27 protein-coding genes are annotated in these 24,627 nt (G+C 38.4%); 11 read left to right on the forward strand and 16 right to left on the reverse strand.

What is annotated here, in order from left to right:
- Nucleotides 1-644: 644 nt before the first annotated feature.
- From ectA to KH400_RS19935, 5 genes are all read left to right on the forward strand, one after another.
- Nucleotides 645-1,166: a diaminobutyrate acetyltransferase gene (gene ectA / locus KH400_RS19915; RefSeq protein WP_217227657.1), complete on the forward strand. Its 522-nt coding sequence runs from the start codon at nucleotides 645-647 to the stop codon at nucleotides 1,164-1,166.
- Between the two features lie 61 nt (nucleotides 1,167-1,227).
- Nucleotides 1,228-2,511 carry a diaminobutyrate--2-oxoglutarate transaminase gene (gene ectB / locus KH400_RS19920; protein WP_217227658.1) on the forward strand — a complete coding sequence of 428 codons (1,284 nt, stop codon included), beginning with the start codon at nucleotides 1,228-1,230 and terminating at the stop codon, nucleotides 2,509-2,511.
- Between the two features lie 106 nt (nucleotides 2,512-2,617).
- Nucleotides 2,618-3,010, forward strand: coding sequence for an ectoine synthase (locus KH400_RS19925; protein ID WP_217227659.1), 393 nt, complete (start codon nucleotides 2,618-2,620; stop codon nucleotides 3,008-3,010).
- 127 nt (nucleotides 3,011-3,137) lie between these two features.
- Entirely contained in the window at nucleotides 3,138-3,341 is a 204-nt protein-coding gene (locus KH400_RS19930; protein WP_217227660.1) for a PLDc N-terminal domain-containing protein, read from the forward strand.
- A gap of 36 nt (nucleotides 3,342-3,377) precedes the next feature.
- Nucleotides 3,378-4,259, forward strand: a complete 882-nt coding sequence (locus tag KH400_RS19935) for a hypothetical protein (RefSeq protein ID WP_217227661.1) — start codon at nucleotides 3,378-3,380, stop codon at nucleotides 4,257-4,259.
- A 338-nt stretch (nucleotides 4,260-4,597) separates the two neighbouring features.
- Here KH400_RS19935 and KH400_RS19940 read toward each other — a convergent pair whose 3' ends face one another.
- From KH400_RS19940 to rlmD, 4 genes are all read right to left on the reverse strand, one after another.
- Complete coding sequence (locus KH400_RS19940) at nucleotides 4,598-4,813, reverse strand: hypothetical protein (RefSeq protein WP_217227662.1); 216 nt, start codon at nucleotides 4,811-4,813, stop codon at nucleotides 4,598-4,600.
- A gap of 112 nt (nucleotides 4,814-4,925) precedes the next feature.
- Nucleotides 4,926-5,267, reverse strand: coding sequence for a hypothetical protein (locus KH400_RS19945; protein WP_217227663.1), 342 nt, complete (start codon nucleotides 5,265-5,267; stop codon nucleotides 4,926-4,928).
- Nucleotides 5,268-5,307: 40 nt separating this feature from the next.
- Nucleotides 5,308-5,823 (reverse strand): hypothetical protein, encoded by a 516-nt coding sequence (locus tag KH400_RS19950; RefSeq protein ID WP_217227664.1) that lies wholly within the window; start codon nucleotides 5,821-5,823, stop codon nucleotides 5,308-5,310.
- A 703-nt stretch (nucleotides 5,824-6,526) separates the two neighbouring features.
- Nucleotides 6,527-7,888: a 23S rRNA (uracil(1939)-C(5))-methyltransferase RlmD gene (gene rlmD, locus KH400_RS19955; protein WP_438821133.1), complete on the reverse strand. Its 1,362-nt coding sequence runs from the start codon at nucleotides 7,886-7,888 to the stop codon at nucleotides 6,527-6,529.
- Between the two features lie 286 nt (nucleotides 7,889-8,174).
- Between rlmD and KH400_RS19960 the strand changes: the two genes are divergently transcribed.
- Nucleotides 8,175-8,537, forward strand: a complete 363-nt coding sequence (locus tag KH400_RS19960; protein ID WP_217227665.1) for a GAF domain-containing protein — start codon at nucleotides 8,175-8,177, stop codon at nucleotides 8,535-8,537.
- A gap of 96 nt (nucleotides 8,538-8,633) precedes the next feature.
- On the opposite strand, the gene pdaA is transcribed toward KH400_RS19960, so the two are convergent.
- The 4 genes from pdaA to KH400_RS19980 all read right to left on the reverse strand — a co-directional run bounded on the left by pdaA (nucleotide 8,634) and on the right by KH400_RS19980 (nucleotide 12,215).
- Complete coding sequence (gene pdaA, locus KH400_RS19965) at nucleotides 8,634-9,434, reverse strand: delta-lactam-biosynthetic de-N-acetylase (RefSeq protein ID WP_217227667.1); 801 nt, start codon at nucleotides 9,432-9,434, stop codon at nucleotides 8,634-8,636.
- Nucleotides 9,435-9,572: 138 nt separating this feature from the next.
- Nucleotides 9,573-11,117, reverse strand: coding sequence for a fumarate hydratase (locus KH400_RS19970; protein ID WP_217227669.1), 1,545 nt, complete (start codon nucleotides 11,115-11,117; stop codon nucleotides 9,573-9,575).
- Nucleotides 11,118-11,382: 265 nt separating this feature from the next.
- Nucleotides 11,383-12,012 (reverse strand): histidine phosphatase family protein, encoded by a 630-nt coding sequence (locus KH400_RS19975; RefSeq protein ID WP_217227671.1) that lies wholly within the window; start codon nucleotides 12,010-12,012, stop codon nucleotides 11,383-11,385.
- Between the two features lie 2 nt (nucleotides 12,013-12,014).
- The gene (locus KH400_RS19980) at nucleotides 12,015-12,215 is read right to left on the reverse strand and encodes an SE1561 family protein (RefSeq protein ID WP_217227673.1); all 201 of its coding nucleotides are present in this window, start codon (nucleotides 12,213-12,215) and stop codon (nucleotides 12,015-12,017) included.
- 232 nt (nucleotides 12,216-12,447) lie between these two features.
- Here KH400_RS19980 and yfkAB point away from each other — a divergent pair, with 232 nt between their 5' ends.
- Complete coding sequence (gene yfkAB, locus KH400_RS19985) at nucleotides 12,448-13,569, forward strand: radical SAM/CxCxxxxC motif protein YfkAB (protein ID WP_438821131.1); 1,122 nt, start codon at nucleotides 12,448-12,450, stop codon at nucleotides 13,567-13,569.
- A gap of 61 nt (nucleotides 13,570-13,630) precedes the next feature.
- On the opposite strand, the gene KH400_RS19990 is transcribed toward yfkAB, so the two are convergent.
- Nucleotides 13,631-14,434, reverse strand: coding sequence for a YfkD famly protein (locus KH400_RS19990; RefSeq protein WP_217227675.1), 804 nt, complete (start codon nucleotides 14,432-14,434; stop codon nucleotides 13,631-13,633).
- Between the two features lie 142 nt (nucleotides 14,435-14,576).
- Here KH400_RS19990 and proC point away from each other — a divergent pair, with 142 nt between their 5' ends.
- The gene (gene proC / locus KH400_RS19995) at nucleotides 14,577-15,383 is read left to right on the forward strand and encodes a pyrroline-5-carboxylate reductase (protein ID WP_217227677.1); all 807 of its coding nucleotides are present in this window, start codon (nucleotides 14,577-14,579) and stop codon (nucleotides 15,381-15,383) included.
- A gap of 75 nt (nucleotides 15,384-15,458) precedes the next feature.
- Here proC and KH400_RS20000 read toward each other — a convergent pair whose 3' ends face one another.
- Nucleotides 15,459-16,070: a YczE/YyaS/YitT family protein gene (locus KH400_RS20000; RefSeq protein WP_217227679.1), complete on the reverse strand. Its 612-nt coding sequence runs from the start codon at nucleotides 16,068-16,070 to the stop codon at nucleotides 15,459-15,461.
- A 189-nt stretch (nucleotides 16,071-16,259) separates the two neighbouring features.
- On the opposite strand from KH400_RS20000, the gene KH400_RS20005 reads away from it, so the two are divergent.
- Both KH400_RS20005 and KH400_RS20010 read left to right on the forward strand, forming a co-directional pair.
- Nucleotides 16,260-16,871 (forward strand): DUF421 domain-containing protein, encoded by a 612-nt coding sequence (locus tag KH400_RS20005; protein ID WP_217227681.1) that lies wholly within the window; start codon nucleotides 16,260-16,262, stop codon nucleotides 16,869-16,871.
- A gap of 11 nt (nucleotides 16,872-16,882) precedes the next feature.
- Entirely contained in the window at nucleotides 16,883-18,187 is a 1,305-nt protein-coding gene (locus KH400_RS20010) for a chloride channel protein (RefSeq protein ID WP_217227682.1), read from the forward strand.
- Nucleotides 18,188-18,281: 94 nt separating this feature from the next.
- Here the strand turns inward: KH400_RS20010 and KH400_RS20015 are convergent, their stop codons facing one another.
- The 6 genes from KH400_RS20015 to KH400_RS20040 all read right to left on the reverse strand — a co-directional run bounded on the left by KH400_RS20015 (nucleotide 18,282) and on the right by KH400_RS20040 (nucleotide 23,778).
- Nucleotides 18,282-19,646, reverse strand: a complete 1,365-nt coding sequence (locus tag KH400_RS20015; protein WP_217227684.1) for an MATE family efflux transporter — start codon at nucleotides 19,644-19,646, stop codon at nucleotides 18,282-18,284.
- Nucleotides 19,647-20,013: 367 nt separating this feature from the next.
- Nucleotides 20,014-20,400: an OsmC family protein gene (locus KH400_RS20020; protein ID WP_217227686.1), complete on the reverse strand. Its 387-nt coding sequence runs from the start codon at nucleotides 20,398-20,400 to the stop codon at nucleotides 20,014-20,016.
- A 283-nt stretch (nucleotides 20,401-20,683) separates the two neighbouring features.
- Entirely contained in the window at nucleotides 20,684-20,860 is a 177-nt protein-coding gene (locus KH400_RS27465) for a VLRF1 family aeRF1-type release factor (protein WP_369009388.1), read from the reverse strand.
- A 1,008-nt stretch (nucleotides 20,861-21,868) separates the two neighbouring features.
- Nucleotides 21,869-22,255, reverse strand: a complete 387-nt coding sequence (locus tag KH400_RS20030) for a hypothetical protein (protein WP_217227690.1) — start codon at nucleotides 22,253-22,255, stop codon at nucleotides 21,869-21,871.
- Nucleotides 22,256-22,379: 124 nt separating this feature from the next.
- A complete protein-coding gene (locus KH400_RS20035; RefSeq protein ID WP_217227692.1) occupies nucleotides 22,380-23,528 on the reverse strand; it encodes a CaiB/BaiF CoA transferase family protein in 1,149 nt (382 codons plus the stop codon).
- A gap of 97 nt (nucleotides 23,529-23,625) precedes the next feature.
- Nucleotides 23,626-23,778: a hypothetical protein gene (locus tag KH400_RS20040; protein ID WP_217227693.1), complete on the reverse strand. Its 153-nt coding sequence runs from the start codon at nucleotides 23,776-23,778 to the stop codon at nucleotides 23,626-23,628.
- Between the two features lie 612 nt (nucleotides 23,779-24,390).
- Here KH400_RS20040 and KH400_RS20045 point away from each other — a divergent pair.
- Complete coding sequence (locus KH400_RS20045; protein ID WP_438821132.1) at nucleotides 24,391-24,543, forward strand: FbpB family small basic protein; 153 nt, start codon at nucleotides 24,391-24,393, stop codon at nucleotides 24,541-24,543.
- Nucleotides 24,544-24,627: the final 84 nt, after the last annotated feature.

Here is a 24,627-nt window from a genome sequence, read left to right on the forward strand (position 1 = left end):
GATGGCGCCTGAGCTAGACAATTCTGAAATGCGCAAGGCGCCCGCTCATCGGCGACCAGCACTGCAGGGCTGGCAAGCAAAAGCGCTTCTTTGCTTCTCTTGACAGTCCGAAGTGACCTCGAGCCGATGGCGCCTGAGCTAGACAAAGAAAAGAGATGAAAACCACTCCCGGTCTTCATCTCTTTTTTTTATTCCATCAGATCATCTAAAGGTTCATTCCTCTTACTTTTTTGTATAAACTGACCTTTTTTATACATGTTTTGGAAAAATGTGTTGACTTTTGTCTAAAAGTTTTCTAAACTCTTTACTCTTTTTATCTCTTTTTTTCTCCCTCTTGCTCATCCCCTCAAACCCCTTGATCTGTTAGGCTTTATCGGGAATTCGGCATAACGCTTTCAATTGGTGAATATTTTCAAATTGTTTGTATTCTCTATTATTCAGAAGTATTTTACATTCTCAACGTTCTTAACCCCATGCGATCACGATTGATAACAATTAACGGCTATTTATCGTTTCAAAGCTGGTTTGACCATTTTCTGGTGACCGTCTATCATAAATGGTGTACAGAGCGAAATCAATAATTTGGTTTTAAAGGAGGATACTGTCATCCAAAAGATATCAAAGCAATCTGTAGGTGATAATCAATGAATAGTGATATAGCAACAATCACTCCAAAAACTGTTGACCAATTAACATTTGAAAAGCCATCACTAGAAGACGGCTCTGCTATGTGGGAGCTAGTTAATAATTCTACTCTAGATCAAAATTCAGCCTACAAATACATTATGATGTGTGAGTTTTTCGCTGAAACATGTGTTGTAGCTAAAGAGAATGGCAAGTTAGTTGGGTTCGTTACTGCGTTTATACCTCCTGAACGTCCGGATGTCGTGTTTGTGTGGCAAATCGGAGTTGATGCTTCTCAACGAGGTAAAGGCTTAGCATCTAAGATCCTTAACGAACTAGTTGCACGCGAAGCTTGTAAGGATGTTCGTTATTTAGAAGCAACTGTTACCCCATCAAACGTCGCATCTCAATCGTTGTTCCGCCGCTTAGCTCGTGACCATAATACGGAGTGTGAAGTAAAAGAATGCTTCGCAGAAGAGTTATTCCCTGGTGAAGGTCATGAAGCTGAAGACACATTTCGAATTGGACCTTTTAATAAGTAATTCAATGCTCGATTTGTTACTAAATAGAACGGCTAGATAATTAAAGGAGGATATTAATATAATGAATCAGAATAGTTTGAATGTTTTTGAACAATTAGAATCAGAGGTACGTAGTTATGTTCGCAGTTTCCCAACTGTATTTACTAAGGCACAAGGACATAAAATGTGGGATAAAGACGGAAAAGAGTATCTTGACTTTTTCGCAGGTGCTGGTGCGTTAAACTATGGACACAATGACCCAAACATGAAACAAAAACTTGTTGACTATATTACAAATGATGGAATTACCCACAGCCTTGATATGGCTTCAGAAGCCAAAGGAGACTTCTTAGAACAATTCAATGAAGTGATTTTAAAACCTCGTGGTTTTGATTATAAAGTGATGTTCCCTGGACCAACAGGTACAAACACAGTTGAAAGTGCATTAAAACTAGCAAGAAAAGTAACTGGACGTACAAATGTCATCAGCTTCACAAATGGGTTCCATGGAATGACAATCGGTGCATTGTCTGTTACCGGTAACTCATTCAAACGAAAAGGAGCAGGTATCCCGCTAACCAATGTCTCAACTATGCCTTATGATGACTTTGGAAGTGATAACCTCGACACAGTGGAGTATCTCGAGCGCTTTTTAGAAAATAACGGAAGTGGTGTTGATACACCAGCAGCAATCATTCTCGAGACAGTCCAAGGTGAAGGCGGCATCAATGCAGCAAGGTTCGAGTGGATTAAGAAAGTTGAAAGCATTTGTAAACGTTTTGGCATCTTGCTAATTATTGATGATGTGCAAGCAGGTGTTGGGCGTACGGGCACATTCTTCAGCTTTGAACCAGCTGGAATTGAACCAGATATTGTATGTTTATCAAAATCAATTGGTGGATATGGTCTACCACTAGCATTAACGTTGATTAAGCCTAAATATGATATGTTTGCTCCTGGTGAGCATAACGGTACATTCCGTGGAAACAACCTTGCTTTCGTAGCAGCTACAGAGTCTCTCAACTACTGGAAAGATGACTCATTTGAGAAGAGCATCAAAGCAAAAGCTGAAAAGGTTACAACGTTCCTAGAAAACCTAGTAAAGAAATACCCTGAAATTAAAGGTGAAATTCGTGGTCGCGGACTCATGCAAGGGATTGCTAGTGAAGTTGAAGGCTTATCAGAAAAGGTTGCTGAGGAATCGTTCAAGCGCGGTTTAATTATGGAAACAGCAGGCGCGAACGACGAAGTATTTAAACTCTTCCCTCCTCTAACCATTGATGACGAATCTTTAGAGAAAGGCTTAGCGATTATTGAGGAAAGCATTAAGACCTTAGTAAAAGACAAAGAACTTGTAACATCTTAATTTTAGATTGATCTATACGCCTATACAATGGTGTAGGCGTATACTTTATGATATGAATCAATCAGTAACATGTGAGTTAAATCTAAACAAATCGGAGGAATTCGTAATGAAAGTAGTAAAGCTAGCAGACATCATTGATACAGAAAATCACGTAAAAGCAGATAACTGGGAAAGCCGACGCCTATTATTTAAAAAGGATGGCATGGGTTATTCTCTAAACGATACAATTATCAAAGCAGGAACTGAAACACACATCTGGTACCAAAACCACCTTGAAGCTGTATACTGCATCGAAGGTGAAGGTGAAGTTGAAACATTAGCAGATAACGTTGTTCACCCTATTTCAAAAGATACAGTCTATGCACTCGATAAGCATGATGAGCACCTTCTTCGTGCAAAAACAGATATGCGCATGATTTGTGTGTTTAACCCACCTCTTACTGGTCGCGAAACACATGATGAAAATGGTGTATACCCAATCATTGAAGATGACGAGTAAGCAAAAAAAGCCTCCCATGCGGAGGTTTTTTTGCTGTTTCCACGAATATCGCGACAAGCCATGGTCGCTATGTTAAGATAAAGATAATGAATATATTAATTTCAATGAATATTTAGGGGAATGCTTTATGTTTGATATCGCTTTTATCTTTTTATTTTTCATCTTATTCGCTGCCGGCTTATTTTTACTAAATATTTTTACTAGCATATGGGCTTATCGTGATGCCATCCAAAAAGGCAACAGCAAAGAGTTTGCGTTAATCGTTTTATTTGGTACGCTATTCTTCCCTGTCATTGGTCTTATCATCTATTTATTTATACGGAACAGTTAAACATTAATAATAATGCAAAGGTCAGGTGAATTCGCCATGAAACAATTAACACCTTGTTACTTAGGGAAAACCGTTACTCTACACAACGCTAATTCAAAATCGTATGTGATTCAATATCAAGAAAACGACGGTCAAGACTGCAGTGTGTTATTATTCGCAAAGGATCAGCCAGAAATCTTTGCAGTCATTGGTAAGGACGGAACATTTAAACGCTCGTTTTTTATTAAAGATCATTACACAAAACAAGTGACAGACGTTCTTTCTCGCTATGAACAAATCCAAGCACAAAGAAAAGCCCGCCCTCTCACGCAAGACGATATAAAAGATGCTTCAAACTCTAGTGAAAATGCCAAAATGAAGAACGAACACCTCGTTAAACTCTTAACTGATGAGCATCTCCAAGATATTAGTAACCTTTGGCCATCTCGCCTATTAATGATGCAACAAAATGAAAATAAGAGTAATCGTTCCCTGCTTTTACAAACGCTAAAAAAAGCTCTCGCTGAATCCAATCCGCAGAAAGCCTTTCATTATTTGACATTCCATCGCTATGACGATTATTTACCATATATCCATGAAAAACTCACTGACCACCCAAAACTACTGACAGAGATCATTGACTTTTACCTTGATTACGACCAAATAAACTATCTCGAACCATTACTACAGTCCATTGCAAAGAACATTGACCTAGAAAAGTTTGCTTCAATCCAACATATCCTAATTGAAATGAAAAAACTCAACAAAGCTACGGATGAAGATTGGTTTAAGAAGGTCTTCACCGTACTTTATAGACGTGCACGAAATAACTATGAACGAAAAGGAATTGATTGGTTAAATCACTTAGTAAAGGATGACCATCACCCCGAGTCGGTGAAGCTAAAAGTGAAAATTGTCCAGTTATTAAAACAACAATAACTGATTAGTTTCACTAGAAGCCACTATAGATCTTAAGCCACTAGGAGTGGCTTTACCCTAGAAGCAAGTAGCCTGCGAAACCATTAAGTAGTTCGATTGAGAAGTAGGAAAAACGATTTCAAAAGGTAAATATCAAGGCAAATCGAATACTTTTAGACAATAAAATCGCACAAAAAAACGCTGAGGTTTCAACAGGTGGTTCCCCCAAAAGTTAGATTTTTTCACTCTAACTTTCGGGGTCGGTACCACACCCTTTGCGTTTTTATTATTTAATGACTTATTTTTCAACAAATGCTCTCGTTACTTTAAGTACAATAATTCACAATATCAGACATTTCTTAATCCTGCTTATCACTTGATAACTCTTCCATCTTCTTTTCTAATTCTTCAATTCTGGATTCTTGCTTTATAAATACTGTAATAAACACTGCTAATACGAATGAAATAAGAATAATAAAAGCCCAAATATTCTCTACAATAAGAGCAAGAAAGAAAAATGAAAAAATATAAGTAACAACAATACAAGCCAAAAATGTGCCAATAAAGTTTTTCACCTTTTAAATTCCCTCTTTCTCATCATAAATAATCTTTTATAATTAAGATGCATTGTAATTTCTTATGGGATGAATCCTGCTTCGTTTGTTTAATAACAAAAAGAGCTACGGTTCACTTGAGATCTTCAAATCTTGCACCCGTTAGTGAAATATCGTTATTTACTTTTCTTTCCCATTCTTTATATTGATCCCATATATAATCCCCTGTTTTCGTTCTAAAGCCAGAAAGTTCTTTATACCATAGGACTTCATTTTCACCTTTACCTAAATCCGATTCAACCTGCTTTAAAACATTTCGTAAAAACGTTACTTCAATAACGGTTGGTACTGCCAAACCGACAGTTACTATAATAAGGCTGTTCGTTTGTTGATCAACCGATAGATATATTTCAATGTTAACATTTATTTCCTTTATTTTGGTAAAAAAATAGCGATCCTTTATTAAAGAATGCATCCGTTACTTGAATAAGAGAAAAGAAAATACCACTATACTTTTAAGAAGTTTTTTCAATGATATTCTCAATTTTATTGACTATTTGTCTCGTTGTATTACCGTTAATAATTTCATTGTGGTCAATGTGATCTACAAAGTTGTTCATTCTTGATGCAAACAATTCAAGATTAGTAATATCTTCTTCGGTTAGTTTCCCTTCAACGGCATTGTTAAAAGCACTTGAAATGTGGTAATTTGCTTCACTTTGAAAATAAAAAAGACTATACGTATTTACAACTTTATTGTTATAATTTATCGCATTTGCGTTTGCTGTAAGAGTGTAACCAACTACTGTCTGCTCTTTAGCTTTTGCTAACCATATAATAAATTCATCTTCATTCCCATCATGGTAAAGTTCCAGTGCATTATTCAAATTATTACTAATCTCATATTGACTGGTTAAATATTGAGATAAAACACTACTTTTTACTTTTTCATGAGGTAAATAAGGATAAAAGCTATAAAGCCCCACTATAAAAACAAATATAATTAAGGGAATAAGAACTTTTTTGAACATTATAAATTTCCTTTCTGATTTTTTGTTAACAATACTATTACTAATCTTAACAAGAATACATACTTTAATCTCATTCCAAGTATCGGCAATAGAGAACCTTCGCCGCTTTACTCCTTATTCAACATAATACTTCGTTAACAGAAATAAACAAAAAGAAGCAAACGAATTTATATGCTAATTCGTTTGCTTAAATAATCGCTATTTTATATTTTCTACCTCAGAGCCGAACTACTTACGAAGCGATTGCCTCTTTTGAATAGGCTATAGTAGCTGGTTACATCCAATATAATTTTCTAATTATTTACTTTCGCCAATCATAGTGTATAAAAAACACTTTTCTTCCGCATCTCTTCATGATTAGACGATCATTCTCACATAAAGACAAACTCTGTCAAAGGGTTCGACAAAGCGAGTTGCGAAACTAATCAGTAAGAGATTTTTGACAAAAGGAGAGTGTGCTATGCGCGCCAACAGAAGGGATCAATGGAAAGTTCACTGGAGAAAATACAAACACTTATACAAAGGGAACCGTATCGAACGTCGCAATAAATGGCGAAAAAAATGGGATAGCCGGTATGCCGTTTCATATTACGAGAGCGTAAAATAAAAAAACCGTTGTAGGGCAAAAACAAGGGATGCCTTAAAGCAATGAACAGCTTTTAGGACATCCCTTTGTTTTACGACTATGAACCATATGGATGGCTTACGGCTGGTATTTCAACGATGCAACGACTTCAACCTGAGCCGTATGCGGGAACATATCAACAGGCTGCAAAGACTCGACAACAAAACCAGCTTTAGTCAGCTGCTTCACATCCTTTGCTAATGTCGAGGGGTTACAAGACACATAAACCATTCGTTTTGGCTTCACCTTAATCACAGTTTGTAGAAACTGCTGATCACAGCCTGTGCGGGGCGGATCTACGACAATCACATCAGGTTTCCATCCTTCTTTCACCCATCTTGGTAACCAGTACTCAGCTTTGCCCTCTACATATTCAGCATTGTTGAAGCCATGTTTCGCAGCATTCACATTGGCATCATCAATCGATTCTAAAATCACATCCATGCCACGAATTTCCGAGACATGTGGAGCTAACCAAAGCCCAATCGTACCCACTCCGCAGTAGGCATCCACTAACCTTTCAGTGCCGGTTAATTTAGCAGCTTTTTTGACCTCATCATAGAGCTTTACTGTCTGCTTCGGGTTTAGTTGGAAAAACGCTCTTGCCGATAATTCAAACGATACATCACCTAACGTTTCTTGAATCACTTCTTCACCATGCAGATGAAGCGTCTCCTCCCCAAAGATCAACGACGTTTTCTTGCCATTAATATTTTGTAAAATCGACGTTACTTCCGGCAAACGTCGGGTGATTTCCTCGATTAGCAGCTCCTTTTTTGGTATCTTACTTTCAGCTGTAATCAGTACGAGCTGAATGTCACCTGTTTCAAAACCAACTCTCGTCACAATGGTACGAATGATTCCGTGACGCTTTCTTTCATTATAAATAGAGATATTTAAATCCTCTAAAATTGATTTGACCACTTGCGTCACTTTATTTGTAGCTGGATGCTGGACATAGCATTCCGAAATATCGATAAGGTGGTGCGAATTTAGACCATATAACCCAGCAATCACCTTTTCCTTTTGTCTGCCAACTTGTAACTGACTTTTGTTTCGATAGTGCCAAGGATCTTCCATACCAATAGTCTCTTTAATCTTTAATTGGCGCATTGGAATATCAGCATGTCGCTCAAATGCCTGCCGGACAATATCCCGTTTTTCCCTTAACTGTGCCGCATAACTTAAATGCTGTAGCTGGCACCCACCACATTGATCATAAACCGGACAAGGTGGGGCGACTCGTTCAGGCGATTTCTTTCGGATTTTCTTTACTTTAGCCTCAGCAAACTTTGGATGTACCTTTGTCACTTCTGCTACAACCTCTTCATTTGGTAGTGCCCCTGGGACAAACACGACTTGCTTTTTAAAATAGCCAACTCCCTCACCATTAATGCCAAGGCGCTTTATCGTTAAAGGAAACTGTTGACCTTTTTTCATAAATACTTGGCTTTTGTTTTGCCTCTTCTTACCATGTTGCTGCATTTGTTTCGACTGACTCATTTCTGTCAACTCCGTACCATTTAAAATTCTAACTCATTCTTCCCATTATATCATGATTATCAAGGGATGATTCCCTCCTAGCTCCACCATATTCAGTTTCCATAAAAACGGAAATCGCGTATCCGCTTTCTAGGAATCAGAATTTCTTCCTAAACTTACTAGACCGCAACGAGCATAATCTTTGTTAAAATGATAAAAGTAAATTAGTTAAGGGAGAGATAATATGTCTATACCAACAGATGTAGCATCACTACAAATTATGGCTCATGTTTATAAGAAAAAAAGTGCTCAATCTATTTTTGAAAAAACGGTCGAAAGCCTTGTCGATCAAGTACCATACATAGATTGGGCAGGAATCTACATCTATGAAAACGAGAGTGACGAATTAGTTGCAGCATCAGATTTTGAAGATGATCTTGGTTGGGAATGCAATGGTCAATTAAAGTTTCCAATTGCAGATTCAAGTGAGCAACAAATCGGAGTCATGGTTGTACGAAGCAAACAACCAATTGCTTTTGACGTAACCGATGTGAGTACATTAGAAACCATTGCTTCTGCAATTGGTCAAGAGAGCCTTGCAAACTAAATGAGATAAATTAGCTGTCCTAACATCTTAGTTAGGACAGCTTTTTTCTGTTCAAATGGGGATGGTTTTTCCTTTTTGAACAGAGAACACGCACTTTTATAATTTCTTCAGTTGTCTCTCAAAAACTAAATCATCAAGACTTTTAAATGTATAGCCTTGCTCACGGCAATCATCAATCACCTTCGCTAATGCCTCTGCATTATCCTGTGAAACGGAATGGAGTAGTAATATCGCTCCTGGATGAATTCGTTCCATAATTCGATCATACGCATATTGTGCGCCCTTTTGTTTATCAATTTCCCAATCCTTATAGGCTAAGGACCAAAAAACATTCGTATAGCCTAGCTCTTGGGTGAGTGCTAATGATCGTTCACTGAATGTTCCTCGCGGCGGTCTTAGGTAGTTCATACCTTTCTCCCCCGTAATTTCCGTGAACTCTTTTTTTAAGTTCTCTAGCTCCCTTTTGACGCGATCATCACTAACTTTTGGCAAACTCGGATGATGGTAAGAATGATTACCAACAATGTGACCTTCATCGACCATCCGGTGAATAAGGTCCTGCTCGGTTTGTAGAAAGTGTCCTGTTACAAAAAACGCCGCTGGTACATCTTTTTCCTTTAAAGTATCTAACACTTTTTTTGTATAGCCATTTTCATAACCATTATCAAACGTTAAATAAAGCTCTTTCTTACTCGTATCACCAATATAATAGCCACCATATTTATCTAAAAGCTCAATGTACTCTGGTTCTGTCGTAGCGGGTTTATTATCCTTTTGACGTTTAAAGCTCCAATGGTGCTCCGTATTATCATAAGAAGCATTTGCCCCAAGAATCGCAAAAGGTAATGCAGCAGCTACAACAAAAATAAAAGTTAGTGATAAAATCAGTTTCTTCAAGGAATAACCCTCCTTACAAGATATCTTTTTTGTTATTGTTTCTTTACAAAATAAATTTATCCAACAAAAAATCACCAAGTATAGAGACAACAAAAAGAGCTAGGAGACTTTTATCCCCTAACTCTTCCTACGTTGTTTTTATTTAAATACTGGCTCTTTAAATTGCTCTAATTTTTCTAATGATGATTTATCAACATCTGCATGTAAACTATTTCCATGGGAATCCATCGTTACGACGGCGGTAAAGCCTTCGACGCGAAGATGCCACATCGCTTCAGGAATACCAAATTCCATTAAATCAACGCCCTCAACCTTTTTAATACAGTCAGCATAGTATTGGGCTGCCCCACCGATCGCATTTAAGTATACACCGCCATGCTCTTCTAGTGCTTTTAACGTTTTTGGTCCCATGCCACCTTTACCGATAACCGCACGGATACCAAATTTCTTCATGATATCACCTTGATAAGGCTCCTCACGAATACTAGTTGTTGGCCCTGCTGCTTTGACATGCCACTCTTCGTTTTCATCCTTTAACATAACAGGTCCACAGTGATAGATGATTTGACCATCTAAATCAATTGGCGCATCATGGTCCATCAGATGATGGTGGATCGCATCTCGACCCGTATGCATAATACCATTAATCGTTACCACATCACCAACACGCAAGTCGCGAATTTGTTCTTCAGTGATTGGTGCCTCAAGCGTCACCTCTCGTACTTCATTCGCTCCTTCTTCTGATGCCGCAACTTCTTCTGCTGCTTTATTGACATCAATACGCTCGCCGTCTTTATATAACCAGTCTTTAATATCACCTGTTTCTGGGTCAATAACAATACCAAGACGACGGAATGCCCAACAGTTGTATGCGACTGAAACAAAGAAGCTTGCTGGCAGACGATTCATTACACCGACTTTACAGCCTAATAATGTCGCTTCTCCGCCAAATCCCATTGTTCCAATTCCAAGCTTGTTTGCGTTTTCAAGCACATAATCTTCAAGCTTGCGTAAATCTTCAATTTGGTTGATATCATCAACACTACGGAATAATTGCTCCTTCGCTAGTGTATAACTCGTTGTGCGATCGCCACCAATTCCAACGCCGATAAAACCAGCACTACAGCCTTGGCCTTGTGCTTGGTAGACCGAATGCATAATACATTTGCGAATTCCATCTAGATCACGCCCAGCTCGTCCTAATCCTTCAAGCTCAGCCGGTAAGCTATATTGAATATTTTTATTTTCACAGCCGCCGCCTTTTAAAATTAAACGCGCATCGATTTCATCTTTTTCCCACTGTTCAAAGTGAATCACAGGTGTCCCTTCCCCAAGGTTGTCCCCACTGTTTTCACCTGTAAGAGAATGTACCGAGTTTGGACGCAATTTACCATCCTTTGTCGCTTGAACGAGCGCTTCTTTGATCGCTTTCTTCAATTCAATTTGGTTTACACCGACAGGCACTTTAATTTCAAATGTCGGCATTCCTGTATCTTGACAAATGGGTGATACATTTTCATCCGCCATTGAAATGTTTTCTGTAATTGTTGATAACGATAATGCAGCGCGTGTTCCTGCATTTTCTTTTGCTTTCGCCTCAGCTACCGCGCGACGAACATCGTTTGGAAGATTAGTAGATGTCTCAACAATAAGCTGATAAAAACTTTCTTTTAATTTTTCCACTTACTCCACTCCCTTTAATTTGCAGTTTACTACTTCTTCAATACAATACTATTATACGCTCTGTCAAAACATTTCGAAAGGTTTAATTGAAAGCGCCCCCATTGGATTGCTTAACCACTGCCTCTCTCCTGGGAATAACCCTCATACTTCAATCTAAGGCGGTGCGAGTAAGCCCTCTTCATCGAATTTCCCTCTTGCTAGCGCACTCCGCCCCTTTACCACTACACAAAAAGACGATAACCAACCGGTCACCGTCTTCTAAGCATTAGCTCGATTTTGAAATTCCCTCAGTGGCTTGTAAATGTGGGTTACGATTAATATAGTGAATTAATGGTTTGCGTCCTTCTTTCCATTCAATTAACGTTATGCCAGTATTCTCAATCATAAATGGACGATGATACTGATGCCACTCTTCACCGAGCATGACATACATTAAGAAAATACTTATAAAACCACCATGAGAGACTAACGCGACATCGTCATTTTTATGTGCACGTTGCAACTGATCATATAGGTACTGACAACGATTTGTTAATTGCTCAATCGTTTCTGTGCCTTCGACTCCTGACGTTAGCATCGAACGCTCCCTAACTTCTGGATAAGCAAGCTCAATCTCTTCACGAGACTTGCCTTCAAACGGTCCGAGACCCACTTCACGAATCGTCTCCCACTTTTGTACTGAAGTATGTTGATAGCTACCGATAGCGCTAGCCGTCTCATTCGCTCTCGTTAAATCACTGCTGTAAATATAGTCAAGCTGAATATCTTGAAAATATTGCCCGAGGAGGTCTGCTTGCTTTTTACCTAATGGAGATAGTGGGTAGTCCTGACCGCCCTGAATCTTTCCTAGACGGTTTGCGGTCGACTCCCCATGTCGAATGACATATAGTTTCATCGTTAGTCCTCTCCTTGTGTTGACCACTCATTACGGAATTGTTTGCACTTAAACTCTAGATCATCAAGCATTTGAATAATACGATCGATTTCCTCTATTCCAGCTTCCTCTGGATCAATCGAATCAAGCACCTCAACTAGCATTGTAATACGTTTATTTAAATAGTCCATCTGTGATTTTTTATCATGGATAGCTCCGCCCACTTGGATCGCTCCTTTCCTTACTCCTTGTCACTTTAACAAAATTTTCATATCTGCTCAAGCTAACGCGATTTGGTTGTATGTAAAATGGTAGAAACCAATCCCTTTTGCTATCGTTACTTTTACGTTATGATTACTATTAGCCTCTGTTCAAAAGGGGTGGTTTTTCCTTTTTGAACAGACACTTTTATGCAGGTATCATATCTTCATTATGAGCTAAAAGGAGTTATTTTGAGTGATTGATCAAAAGCAGTTACAAATTACCCCTTCCCATGACCCTTGGGAAGCGTATCTCGATATTAAAGAATTTGGGAAGCCAGAACTATCGAATGTTGAATTTACTACGACAACCCTTTGCAATATGCGTTGTGAACACTGTGCAGTCGGATATACATTACAACCGAAAGATCCTGACCCACTTCCACTTGAATTATTCATTAACAGACTTGAAGAAATCCCAAACTTACGTGCATTTAGTATTACTGGCGGTGAACCAATGATGTCAATCAAGTCAGTGGATAACTATGTCGTTCCATTATTAAAATATGCTCACGAACGCGGTGCACGTACGCAAATCAATTCAAACTTAACGCTTGATTTAGAACGCTATGAAAAGATCACACCATATCTTGATGTTCTCCACATTTCTCATAACTATGGGAGTGTCGATGATTTTGTCGATATTGGCTTTGCTAATATGAAAAAAAAGCCAACCTACAAACAGCGGGCCAACTATTTCAATCGAATGATTGACAATGCAAAGGCATTAACAAGTGCTGGGGTCATCGTTTCAGCTGAAACAATGATTAATAAGCGGACTCTCCCTCACCTTGAACGCATTCATGAACAAATTGTCGAGATGGGATGCCAACGCCATGAAGTTCACCCGATGTATCCTAGTGATTTTGCAAGTGACTTAGAAGTCGCAACACTAGCAGAAATCAGAGAAGGGATCTATCGACTGCTCGATGCGAAGAACGATGATATCTGGATGTTATTTGGCACGTTACCGTTTTATGCTTGTAGTGACAACCAAAAGGATCTAGACCTACTAAAACGATTGTATAAACAAAAGAATGTGACCGTTCGAAACGACCCTGATGGTCGCTCGCGACTTAACATCAACATTTTTGATGGTGATATTATCGTTACAGACTTCGGTGATACACCACCATTAGGAAATGTGCAGGATACACGTCTCATTGATGCGTATCAGAAATGGCAACAATCTTCGGTGGCACAAGAGTTAAGCTGTCATTGCCCAGAAGTCGAATGCCTTGGACCTAATATCCTAGTGAAAAACGCTTATTATAAGGGCGTCGATTTTTCTACCCGAAAATCAAAGATTACGCTTTAACTCAAGAGAAAAGTGAGCTGTCCCAAGGTAAGGGACAGCTCTTTTTACACTGTAATCAACATTATTTCGGTTGGTTCGCTGTGATAAACTGGAAAGATAGACGATCTTGAACAGGAATCCAAGCACCGATGCCTTGTTGTGTTACATTTTTTACTTCCAATTGTGCCTTGCTGCCTTTAAAGGTTAGATATACCTCACCATACGTCACTTTTCCTTTTTCATTTGCGGCTGGGACATAACCGTATAAATAGCCGACATTTTTGGGTGAGACGTTATAGACTTGTCCTTTTTTCGTTCCTTGACCAATGATTGTTTCAAACGCTAATGGCAGCCCTGTATTTTCCGCTGCTTTGATCATCATCATTTTTTTCACTTGATCTTTATTTGGAATATTAGCTGTTAAGCCACCGGTTACTTTTTGCTGTTTCTCTTGATTATAGCTCATTTTCTTCGGAGCTTGTCCACCGCGGTTATCTAGATAATTTGTGTTGATCTTTTTATATTCCCAATTAACATTCGTTTCTGAAGAACTATACGATAAAGGCCATTCTCCTAAATAAATCGATGCTCTAAAACCAACCGCTAATTTTGAATCATTCATTGATGACTCATTTAACATCTTTATTAAATCCGGGTTTTCAATCGTTACGTCAGTTGTTTCTAACAACGATGTCGTCAGTTCACTCGGCTGCAGATAAGGTAAATCTTGGGTTGGGTTTGGATACGTGTTTTCCTTCGTAATGTCAAGTACCGAATCTGGGATTTCTAGCCCACCATCTTTGTTTTTCTCCTCTTCTTTCGCTAAACTATGTAGCGGCATTGCTAGTAACATAATCATTAAAAAAAAGAGTGTTACCTTCTTCATTTTCTAACCTCCTTACATATTTAAAGATCACGATTAAGCATAGTTTTTTCGGAGATGGATGAAATTATCCTCACCTTTTACTTTCAAGCACAAATTATTTTTGTTACGGTTGAGCTATCACATGTAATCAAAGGGGTGCAAAATGAAGAAACAACGTCTTTTATTTATAGGTGCTGGCCGTATGGGAGAAGCGATCTTTTCACAATTAATTAAAGATCCACACAACTTCGCAGAGATCACCATTTCCAATCAAAGTAATCACGAGCGTCTAGCTTTCATGCGTGAGACGTATGGCATTTCAACGACAGAAAATTGGAAAGATGTTGTCGCAAAAGTAGATGTTATCGTTTTAGCCATTCCTCCCCACGCACATAAAGAAGTATTAACGGACTTACATGATGTGATCTCTGACCAACTTGTGATTACGGTTGCAGCAGGGATCGGGATTGATTTGTTAGAACAGCACTTACCAGAGAGAACAGCTGTGGCTTGGGTGATGCCAAATACAGCTGCTGACGTCGGTGAGTCTATGTCAATTTACACGCTCGGTCGTCATGTAACTTCAAGTCAGCGCTCGACGTTACAAACGATTTTATCGACCATAGGCGCTTACGAGGAATGCACTGAGGAACAAGTTCACCAACTAACAGCGATTACAGGTAGCGCACCGGCTTTTCTATACTATTTTAGTGAAGCGTTAGAAGAGGCTGCTCGCCGCTATGGAGTTAGTCAGGATCAAGCAAGAAAATTGGTATCACAGATGATTCTCGGTTCTGCAATCATGATGAAAAAGGGTAATGATCCAGCCCAATTAAGGGACCAAGTAACCTCACCAGGTGGGGCTACAGCTGCTGGCATCAACGTTCTAAAAGATAATAATGTCAAAGAGATCTTACATTCAGCAGTGCAAGCAACCAATGCACGTGCAAAGGAACAAGGTAAACAATAATATTTTTTATAAGCTGTCCTTAAAGTCCCCAAACCGACCTAGACGAGGTGTGCAGTTACTTGGAGGACAGCTTTCTTATGCGGCCGATTGCTGACCCTTGATGATCTTCTCAATGGTTGGAAACACCAATTGAATTAAAGGCCCAATTAAAAAGGTAACAACGACTGTCCCAATACCGATTGGCCCACCTACTAAAAAAGCACACGCTAATGCAAGAACCTCGGCAATGGTTTTTGACGTCATTAATTTAAATTTTGTTAAATGTTGGATAACAAACATCAACCGATCAATCGGAATCGCAGCAAATCCAGCTTGCAAATACGTAGCAATCCCAATCGCCATCAGGACGGCTCCGATGAACAGAATCAAGAGTTGGACAATAAATGTCTGAAAAGAAACACCTGGAAACACGACAAGTAACCAAAAATCAATAAAATAACCTAATAATACCACTGTGATTAAAGCTGCCACTTCAGGACGACTTTTTAAGAGGATCGCATTTAGAATAATTAAGATCACCCCAACGATAATCACCCAGTTCCCAACGGTGAGACCTACCGTTTCAGATAAGCCGACATTTAAGGCATCCCAAGCCCCAACGCCGAGACCAGCGACAATCGTTAATGTAATTCCAAACGATAAAATAAACAATCCAATGACATAACTTAACACTCTTCTAAGTACCATCGTTTTTCATGACCTCACTTTTGTTTTAAACATCTCTATGTAAAGGGTGCTATCCATGAGTACCTTTTATGCTCGTCAACAATCATTAATAAAACTTGAACATACATTTTCATTAAACACCATTTCTCCCTGCATATTTTTGTAACTCCTACAAAAAATTATATACGAGTATAGCAAGGAGGAATAGCTTTGAACTTACATTTTATATGGAAGGCAATTGTCATTGTCATAGGCGGAGTCCTAATTTTAAGGTTAGCTGGCAGAAAATCAATTTCACAACTTACTGTTGCCCAAACCGTAATGATGGTAGCCGTTGGTTCATTGATTATTCAACCAGTCGGTGACCGAAATATTTGGATTACGCTTATAATTACTTTCTTACTTGTACTCACACTGCTTTTTATTGAGTATATCGTATTAAAGTCAGACAAGCTTGAAAACTTTTTTTATGGCAAGTCACTCACTGTAATTGAAAATGGTCAGCTCAATGAAAGGAACTTAAAAAAATTAAGGTTAACTATTGATATGCTTGAAGTACGTATGAGACAGCAAAGCATAGAAAGAATTAGTGATGTACAGTGGGCTACAATTGAATCTAACGGTCAATTAGGCTTTGTGTTAAAACCCGAGAAACAATACGCAACAAAAGAGGACATCCAAATGTTAATGTCTATCATTCAATCGAACATACCTAACTCCCCTTCACAAACTCAAATGTTTCAATCTAACGAGGATCAAAACATATTCACAGAAGTTAAAGATAAAAGACATACACAAAAGTTCCCAGAACATTTGAAATGAGGGAAAATAGAATGAACACTAAGGTCAAATATCAAACATTTATTTCAACTTTTATAAAGTGGTTATTATGGGGCGGAATTATAGGGGTTATCATTGGATCAACAACAGCTTTACTTTTAAACACAAATGATTTTCTTGGAAAGATACGTGAACATAACTTCTGGCTGATCTACCTCCTCCCTCTAGGCGGGATTATTATAGGCTACATTTATATGAATTTTGGAAAAAACTACGCTCATAACACACTTAATGATTCTGCTAAAGGGAATAATCTCGTTATCGAAGGGGTCCACGGAAAAGCCAAAGTACTACGTAGAATGGGACCAATCGTTTACTTAGGTACCTTTATTACTGTCCTATTTGGAGGCTCAACAGGAAGAGAAGGAGCAGCAATCCAAATGGGAGGTAGTGTCGCTCAAACCGTTAACCAATATTTCAAGATAAACATACTGGATACAAAGATTTTACTAATGAGTGGAATCAGTGCTGGTTTTGGCGCAGCCTTTGGTACACCAATCACAGGTGCCATCTTTGGAATGGAAATGACGGCTTTAGGAAAAATGAAGTATGAAGCATTTGTTCCTTGTCTTATCGCTAGCTTTGTCGGTCATTACATAACAGAATCCGTTTGGGGAGTCAAACATGAAACGTTTATTATCCAAAATGTACCGACAGCTTCTGCCGTTACTTTCTTAAAGGTTATTTTTTTAGCCATTATTTTCAGTCTGTTAAGCATTTTATATTGCCAACTAAGGCATGGAATACAAAAATTGTCTGAAAAATACTTAAATAAAAACCACATATTAAGAGCCCTTATCGGAGGTATTATCATTGTCCTACTAACGCTGATCATTGGGGCACAAGACTATAACGGACGTGGACTAGACATGCTTGAAGAAGCATTTAAAGAAGAGGTCCCCCCTTTTGCCTTTTTAGCAAAGTTAGTATTTACAGCTATTACACTTGGGTTTGGCTTTGTCGGTGGAGAAGCCATACCTTTATTTTTTATGGGGGCCACATTAGGGAATACCTTATACAATTTCGTTGATTTCCCGATGTCTTTTCTCGCAGCTATCGGTATGGTTGCTACGTTTTGTGGTGGTGCTAACGCCCCGATTGCCGCCTTCCTTTTAGGTGTTGAGATGTTTGGTGGCAAAGGAATTGAGTATTTTTTTGTGGCTTGTCTAACGAGTTATATCTTTTCAGGACATCATGGACTCTGGCCATCACAAACGGTCTATGAGCCAAAAAGCAGGTTGTATAATATTACAAATGGTGAGTCAATCAGCAACATTGAAATAAAGAAAAAGCGTTAGCAATTAGGGACTACTCTTAGAATACACCCGTAACTGCATTACTAATTAAAATAAAAAGCAAAGGTACCGCATAGAGTTGTTGCGGTATCTTTGCTTATTCGCCTTCTTGTTTCTTTTCTTCCTTGATGACCTCAATTTTCCGCCAATTTCCAAAGAAGTAGTACGCTGTTGCAACAGCGCTACTTACGACAAAACTTAACCCCATTCCGATCGCGATCCCTATTTCACCAAACCAGTTGGCACAGATATAGGTTAACGGATAGCGTAACACCCAAAATGAAATGATGTTTAGTACTAAAACCTGGAACATCGCTCCCGAGGCGCGAACGATGCCATTCAATACAAAATTAATCCCTAAAAACGGATAAAAGAAAGCAATCACTTTTAAATATAGTGTACCGAAAGCAACCGTTTCTTCATTACTAATAAATAACCGTATCAAATGCTCAGCACTAAAGAACACGGCCGTACTTATCGTTAGTGAAACGACCATAATTAACAACATCGCATTTTTGGCAATCTCACTAACTCTCTCCCATTGCTTGGCTCCAATATTTTGACCAGCCATACTAGTAACTGCTGATCCTAACGTCAATGCTGGTAGCATAATGATGCCGTCAATTCGCTGCGCTGCCCCAAAACCAGCCACAACCTCTTCTCCGTAGGTTGTAACGACTGTCATGATCGCCATAATTCCTGCTGAGATCGCCATCATTGATAATCCAGAGGGTAAGCCGAGTTTAAGTAACGTCATAAAATACCTTTTCTCAGGAAGCTTCGGCACCGTAAATGGAACTTTGATCTTTATGATTGAATAGAGAATTCCGTAAACAAATGCCGTTCCCTGTGACAATACGGTCGCAATCGCCGCCCCTTCAATACCAAGGTTAAAAACAGAGATAAAAATCGGATCGAGAACCGCATTTAAAAGTACAGCTATGAACACAAAACGTATCGGTGTTTTACTATCCCCAAGAGCTCTTAGCACTGTCCCGATAAAGTTATATCCAAACAAAAAGATAATCCCGATGAAATTAATTTGTAAGTACGCTTTAGCCATAGGTAAAATATCCGCTGGCGTCCCCATTAGCGTAAGGATCCTCTCACTTAAAAAGAAACCAAGAATACCAACGGCTAGCGTCATACACCCTAGCACAAAAACAAACGTATTCAGTGATTTCTTTAAGCCTTTCTCATCCTTTGCCCCTTTATACTGGGATAAAACAGTCAATGTTGCTCCATTAATTCCAATAATAAACGACAAAATCGTAAAGATCACTGTCGCAGAAATTGTAATTGCACCAAGTGCATTAGCACCTAATAAGTTACCAACCCACAAGCTATCAATAAACTGATAAGAGGTCTGTAACAAATTACCGAAAAAAATCGGCCACGAATAAAGCATCATCTTTTTTGAGATGCTTCCTTCAGTAAAATCGTGATTTAGATCTGATTTCATGTTGGTCTCCTTATCACAATAGTTGTTCTCATTATAGAGGTTATTATTCAACAATGAAAGAAAACAGACTTAACTCATGCGGTTCCTTCACTAATCGTATGAGGTCAACTGTAAATTCTAGAACATACAGAAATACGTAAGGCGACCAGCACTGGAGGGCTGTCAAGTAGAAGCGCTTCTTTGCTTCCCCTTGGCAGACCGAAGTGACTTCAATCCGATGGCGCCTGAGCTGTAAACGTAAAAAGAAAAGCACTAGATACCAATAGTTGTGCTTTTCTTCCGATCGATCTTTAACTTTTACTGTCTTAAAAAGGAAAAGTAATAAAAATCAATATTGTTAACCAATCATATGTAAAGAATGATTCTTTTACTCTTCAATTAATTCAAATGACTCAGTGACCTCGATACTATCTTTTACCGATTGAACCATCGAGCAATTCTTTCGTGTGACAGCCAACGCTTTTTCAATTTTAGATTCGGTTAGTCCCTGTCCTGTAATCACAAAATGAAGAGCGATTTTTTGAACTTCCTTAGCTCCTTGGTCATTTCTCGTTACATCCGCACTTATCGAAATATCAGAAAAAGAAACTCGTTTCTTCTCCAATACCTTCCGCAACACACCACCGCTACAAACAGCAATTGAAGATACTAGCAATTGATAAGGACGGAAGCCGTGCTGTTCATCACCAGAAATTTGCAGCTCTCCAAATTCTACTTCTGTTTTAAAACTGTTTTCTTTCATTGTAAATTGCATGGATAGAACCTCCTATTAAACCATTTCCTCCATTGTATAGGTATTTACTATGTTCGTCACGTATATTATATGAAACAAATCTAATCTTTAACATAGTAGATAAAAAGCCGAAGGACTGGTCCATTCGGCTTTTCTTATGCTCATTATCGGGAAGCATTTGCCTCAGGTTGTCCAACAAGGTAGAGTTGTTCCCACCCACAACTTTTGCGATGCTCATGTATATCTGAACTAAACTTCGATACCAGCGGTTCTGATTAGCTGCAAGACGCTGTAAAAACTCTTCTTAGTGTCTAGCTCCAGAAGGAATTCTTTCACTTGCAGCACGTCCAATATATTTTCTCCAGTTTTCAGTTTCAAAGTTCCAGGAATAATGATATTCGTTCCTGACTTCAGTTAACACAATATTTAAAATAACAACGTCCTGTTGTTGTACCAAGATAATGCCACTATTAGGATATATCTGTTATACGTCTTCTAGAGGTTCAATTACGGGCTTATCTTCCCAAAAAAATTGATGATCGACAGCTACGGGGGGATGCTCAAGAAATGACAATTCACCATCAGGAGTAGTGTATTTGTTCATCTAAAAACGGCAAGGATACTCCCACTTCAATCGTGTGAAGGGCGTAGCCCAACGATAAGTGGGGGAGGAATTACCGTCAGATACGGTATGGTGCAATAAAAATCGTAAGATTTTGTACCATATTAAGTATCTGAAAATTCCACCTTGCCCCCTCCTTTCGTGATATAATTTGGATAAGAGAAAACCGCTTCGTAAAAGGCACTCTTACTGGTTCTTTGATAATTAAAGATATGAGGTTGGTTGCAGTAATACGTTGTAACCGTAAAATCTTTAGCGTAAGAAAAACCGTTTTTAACGGTTACTACAAGAGCATGTCTCTTGTAGTAGGGGCGAAGTCAATCGTCCTTATGCTCCACCACTCTAAGGTAGGAGAGCATGGCTCGTTTGCACTACTGGGTAGGAACAAGCGTAGTTGCTATCTACGAGGGTAGAAGTACTGTCAAACTCTGACAGACGCAAGCCCCCACTTCAAACAGACCGCTAAGTTGTTAAGTGGTGGGTTGTTGACTAAGTATCTGTTTCTTCGCTTTCATTGTCGACTTTTCATCCTTGCTAGCGCACTCCGTCCCCTTAACCATTAAAAAAGAGGCAACCACTATAAAGTGATTACCTCTTTCAACCGTTGACCTTTTAACACTCAGCACTTACCCTCTACGGTCGTAACGATGTTTGTCTGCCAGAGACACCTCATTTCTTGAGAATCTCTATACCAACCTCTGATGCAACGAAATGGTTATCCACTCTTATCACCTCAGGGAATTAATACAAACCGTTTAACCTGACTACTGGCATTGCTAAAAAGGTCTTGGTTGCGAGGAAGTGATGACTTCCTCACTACCTATTATGAACAGTTCGCTACGTTTTAAACATTAAAGTAAAAAAAATTTATGATTTCTCTTGCTCTTCATCATTGTTTGCAATTGATGTACGCTGCTTGATCTGCTTTAACTCACGTGCAAACCCTTGTGTGGCATCAATGACTTCAGCTGAACTTTCCTTTAAATGTCTAACACTTTCACTAATTTTCTTGAAGTCTTCCCCAGCATCTTGTGCAAGCTCACTCACCGTTGTTGCTGTTCGTTTAACCTCATTAATGATCTCATCACAATTATCATTTAAATACCGTAATGTCTCTGTAGATGTATCCTTTACTTCTTTCACACCGTTGATAATTTTTGTGCGAGAAGAGCGGTTTGCAAATAACACAGCAGTTCCAACTAGACTCCCAATCATAACTCCTTTATAAATGGCCTTACACTTTTCTTTCTCCATCCCCTAACCACCTCGTCTCATTCCTTTTCTTAAATTTTAACAGTAAAACCCAAGCGATGAAAGGAACTAATTAAACAGGGGCAAGAACTGAAAAAATATCTAGGGAACTTTTTCAAACATAGTGTTAAATGATCTTCTTATCCTTTAGTGTTGCAATATCTGCTTTTTCCATCTTTAAAAGCTGTTCTAACACTTCTTCTGTATGTTGACTTAGAGCAGGAGGAGCTTCAACCTCATTCATACGAGCAAAACTCTCGTCATAAGTAGTGGCAACCTCAATATTACCTGCACTCGATGCTCCTATTAAATTTCGCTCTTGAATATATGACGACCCGACAAGCTCACCACATTCTAAAACAGGGGCTAAACAACAATCCACTTTATGTAAGAACGAAATCCACTCTTCTTGTGAATGGGATAAGAATAATTGTTTTACCTCATTATACACATGGTTATCTTCTCTCGCTTGAGACATATGAGCAGGTATCCAATGCTCTTTTCCGACTGCATGGCAAAAATTAACCCAAAATTTGGGTTCAAGTGCTCCTAAGCTCATATAGCGACCGTCTTTTGTTTCATATAAGTGATAAGATATCATATCTCCACTCAGTTGTGGAACACCATTCTGTTTATTGATCTCTTCTGCAAAGTGTATGTGCGTATTCATCATTGAAACCATCGCATCTGTTAAAGATAAATCAATATATGCTCCCGTTCCTTTAATCCCTCGTTGCACTAAGGCCGCTAAAATCGACTCACTTGCTGCAATTCCACCGACCAAATCTGCGAACGTAATGGTTGGATGTACCGGCTTCCCTTGGTCATCTTTTAACTGCGATAAAATGCCGCTCATCGCTACATAATTTAAATCATGGCTTCCAAAGTGACTCAAACTCGACTCTTGTCCATACCCAGTGATTGAACAATAAATAATATTAGGGTTCGCATGCTTTGCCTTTTCATAACCTAATCCTAACCGTTCCATGACACCTGGACGAAAGCTTTCAAGGACAACATCTGACTCCTCCATTAATTGTAGAGCAATCTCTTGTCCTTTCGGTTCCTTAACGTTTATTGTCACGCTTTTTTTATTACGATTATTTGCTAAAAACACTAACCCATTCCCACGCTTTTTTGCACCTAAAGATCTAGCTGGATCTCCTGTTAATGGTTCCACCTTAATAACCTCTGCACCTTGATCCGCTAACCTAAGGGAAGCATACGGACCAGGCAAATACTGTGAAAAATCAAGAACTCGTAATCCATCTAACATAATTATACCCCCATGAAAACACTGTTTACCGTTTCGTATAAAAAAGATGTTTAACATTGTTTTGTTAAACATCTTTTTTATACAACTCTACCTGCCATTAATTATAAACTTCAGTCAAAAAGTGATCGGTATCTAATTTTTCAAAACCATCTGCTTGTTGTTTCTTTAACTCAAATTCCTTTAACTCTACACTCAAACGCTCAATCTTCTTTTGCATATCCTCTAGTACCTGTTTATCCTTGACTGTCATAGCTGATCTCCCCTTTTCGGATAATTGAATTTTCTGATAATTAAAATTAAAAAATTAAAATATAACGTTCCTTGGCGTGGAGCGACGGTTGATGAAGTTGTTTTGTTTTTTAAATTACAAATATTCTAACAACAATCCTATCCTTTGTAAACTACTTTTAAAATTGTAATCGCTTACAAACTGAAAGTTTTTTAAAAGGGGCTGTGAGTTATTCACCCACAGTTTTATCCACAGTTTGTGGATAATGTGTATAAACTCTGTGGAAAGGATTTTATAGCCATCTGATGTGTGAACATTTTTCTGTGGATAAATTGATATTTACTTGTGCATAGTGTGGATAAACTTGTGGAAAGTGCATAATTGCTTATAAACAGCTGTTGATAACCTTCCCCTCCCATTCAATCTATTTATTTTATCACAATACTATTCACTATTTAACCTAATTTAATAGTACTTCTGACTTCTCTATTCCTTTATATGGGTCAGTTACCAGTTAATAGATTAATTAATGGAAGTATTCAAAAAAATGTAACAATTATCCTTACACCTGTATGAAATTTGCGTTATAATAGAATTATCTTAAGATTATAAATATAAAACAAAGGTATGATGATGATGAGAAAAGTATTTAATCAATCGTTTCAAGATCTTGTTGATGAAAACAAAAAGAAGTTACTCAATGACCCTGATGCTATTACAAAAATCGAAGAGCGAATAGAAGAGCGACAAGCAGAAGAAACAAATAAATTAAAAAAATATAATTAAGAACGAGTGAACTGCCCCCTGTCAAGTAGACAGTGGAAATAATAAAAATGACCTAAGCGGCTTTAGCTCTATATTCTATAGGGC

Source organism: Desertibacillus haloalkaliphilus, from assembly GCF_019039105.1.
Taxonomy (GTDB): domain Bacteria; phylum Bacillota; class Bacilli; order Bacillales; family KJ1-10-99; genus Desertibacillus; species Desertibacillus haloalkaliphilus.

Coding starts and splice junctions, on each gene's coding strand:
- ectA (WP_217227657.1), top strand. CDS start 645: ATGAATAGTGATATAGCAACAATCACTCCAAAAACTGTTGACCAATTA.
- ectB (WP_217227658.1), top strand. CDS start 1,228: ATGAATCAGAATAGTTTGAATGTTTTTGAACAATTAGAATCAGAGGTA.
- KH400_RS19925 (WP_217227659.1), top strand. CDS start 2,618: ATGAAAGTAGTAAAGCTAGCAGACATCATTGATACAGAAAATCACGTA.
- KH400_RS19930 (WP_217227660.1), top strand. CDS start 3,138: ATGTTTGATATCGCTTTTATCTTTTTATTTTTCATCTTATTCGCTGCC.
- KH400_RS19935 (WP_217227661.1), top strand. CDS start 3,378: ATGAAACAATTAACACCTTGTTACTTAGGGAAAACCGTTACTCTACAC.
- KH400_RS19945 (WP_217227663.1), bottom strand. CDS start 5,267: ATGCATTCTTTAATAAAGGATCGCTATTTTTTTACCAAAATAAAGGAA.
- KH400_RS19950 (WP_217227664.1), bottom strand. CDS start 5,823: ATGTTCAAAAAAGTTCTTATTCCCTTAATTATATTTGTTTTTATAGTG.
- rlmD (WP_438821133.1), bottom strand. CDS start 7,888: ATGAAAAAAGGTCAACAGTTTCCTTTAACGATAAAGCGCCTTGGCATT.
- KH400_RS19960 (WP_217227665.1), top strand. CDS start 8,175: ATGTCTATACCAACAGATGTAGCATCACTACAAATTATGGCTCATGTT.
- KH400_RS19975 (WP_217227671.1), bottom strand. CDS start 12,012: ATGAAACTATATGTCATTCGACATGGGGAGTCGACCGCAAACCGTCTA.
- KH400_RS19990 (WP_217227675.1), bottom strand. CDS start 14,434: ATGAAGAAGGTAACACTCTTTTTTTTAATGATTATGTTACTAGCAATG.
- proC (WP_217227677.1), top strand. CDS start 14,577: ATGAAGAAACAACGTCTTTTATTTATAGGTGCTGGCCGTATGGGAGAA.
- KH400_RS20000 (WP_217227679.1), bottom strand. CDS start 16,070: ATGGTACTTAGAAGAGTGTTAAGTTATGTCATTGGATTGTTTATTTTA.
- KH400_RS20010 (WP_217227682.1), top strand. CDS start 16,883: ATGAACACTAAGGTCAAATATCAAACATTTATTTCAACTTTTATAAAG.
- KH400_RS20015 (WP_217227684.1), bottom strand. CDS start 19,646: ATGAAATCAGATCTAAATCACGATTTTACTGAAGGAAGCATCTCAAAA.
- KH400_RS20020 (WP_217227686.1), bottom strand. CDS start 20,400: ATGCAATTTACAATGAAAGAAAACAGTTTTAAAACAGAAGTAGAATTT.
- KH400_RS20030 (WP_217227690.1), bottom strand. CDS start 22,255: ATGGAGAAAGAAAAGTGTAAGGCCATTTATAAAGGAGTTATGATTGGG.
- KH400_RS20035 (WP_217227692.1), bottom strand. CDS start 23,528: ATGTTAGATGGATTACGAGTTCTTGATTTTTCACAGTATTTGCCTGGT.
- KH400_RS20040 (WP_217227693.1), bottom strand. CDS start 23,778: ATGACAGTCAAGGATAAACAGGTACTAGAGGATATGCAAAAGAAGATT.
- KH400_RS20045 (WP_438821132.1), top strand. CDS start 24,391: ATGATGAGAAAAGTATTTAATCAATCGTTTCAAGATCTTGTTGATGAA.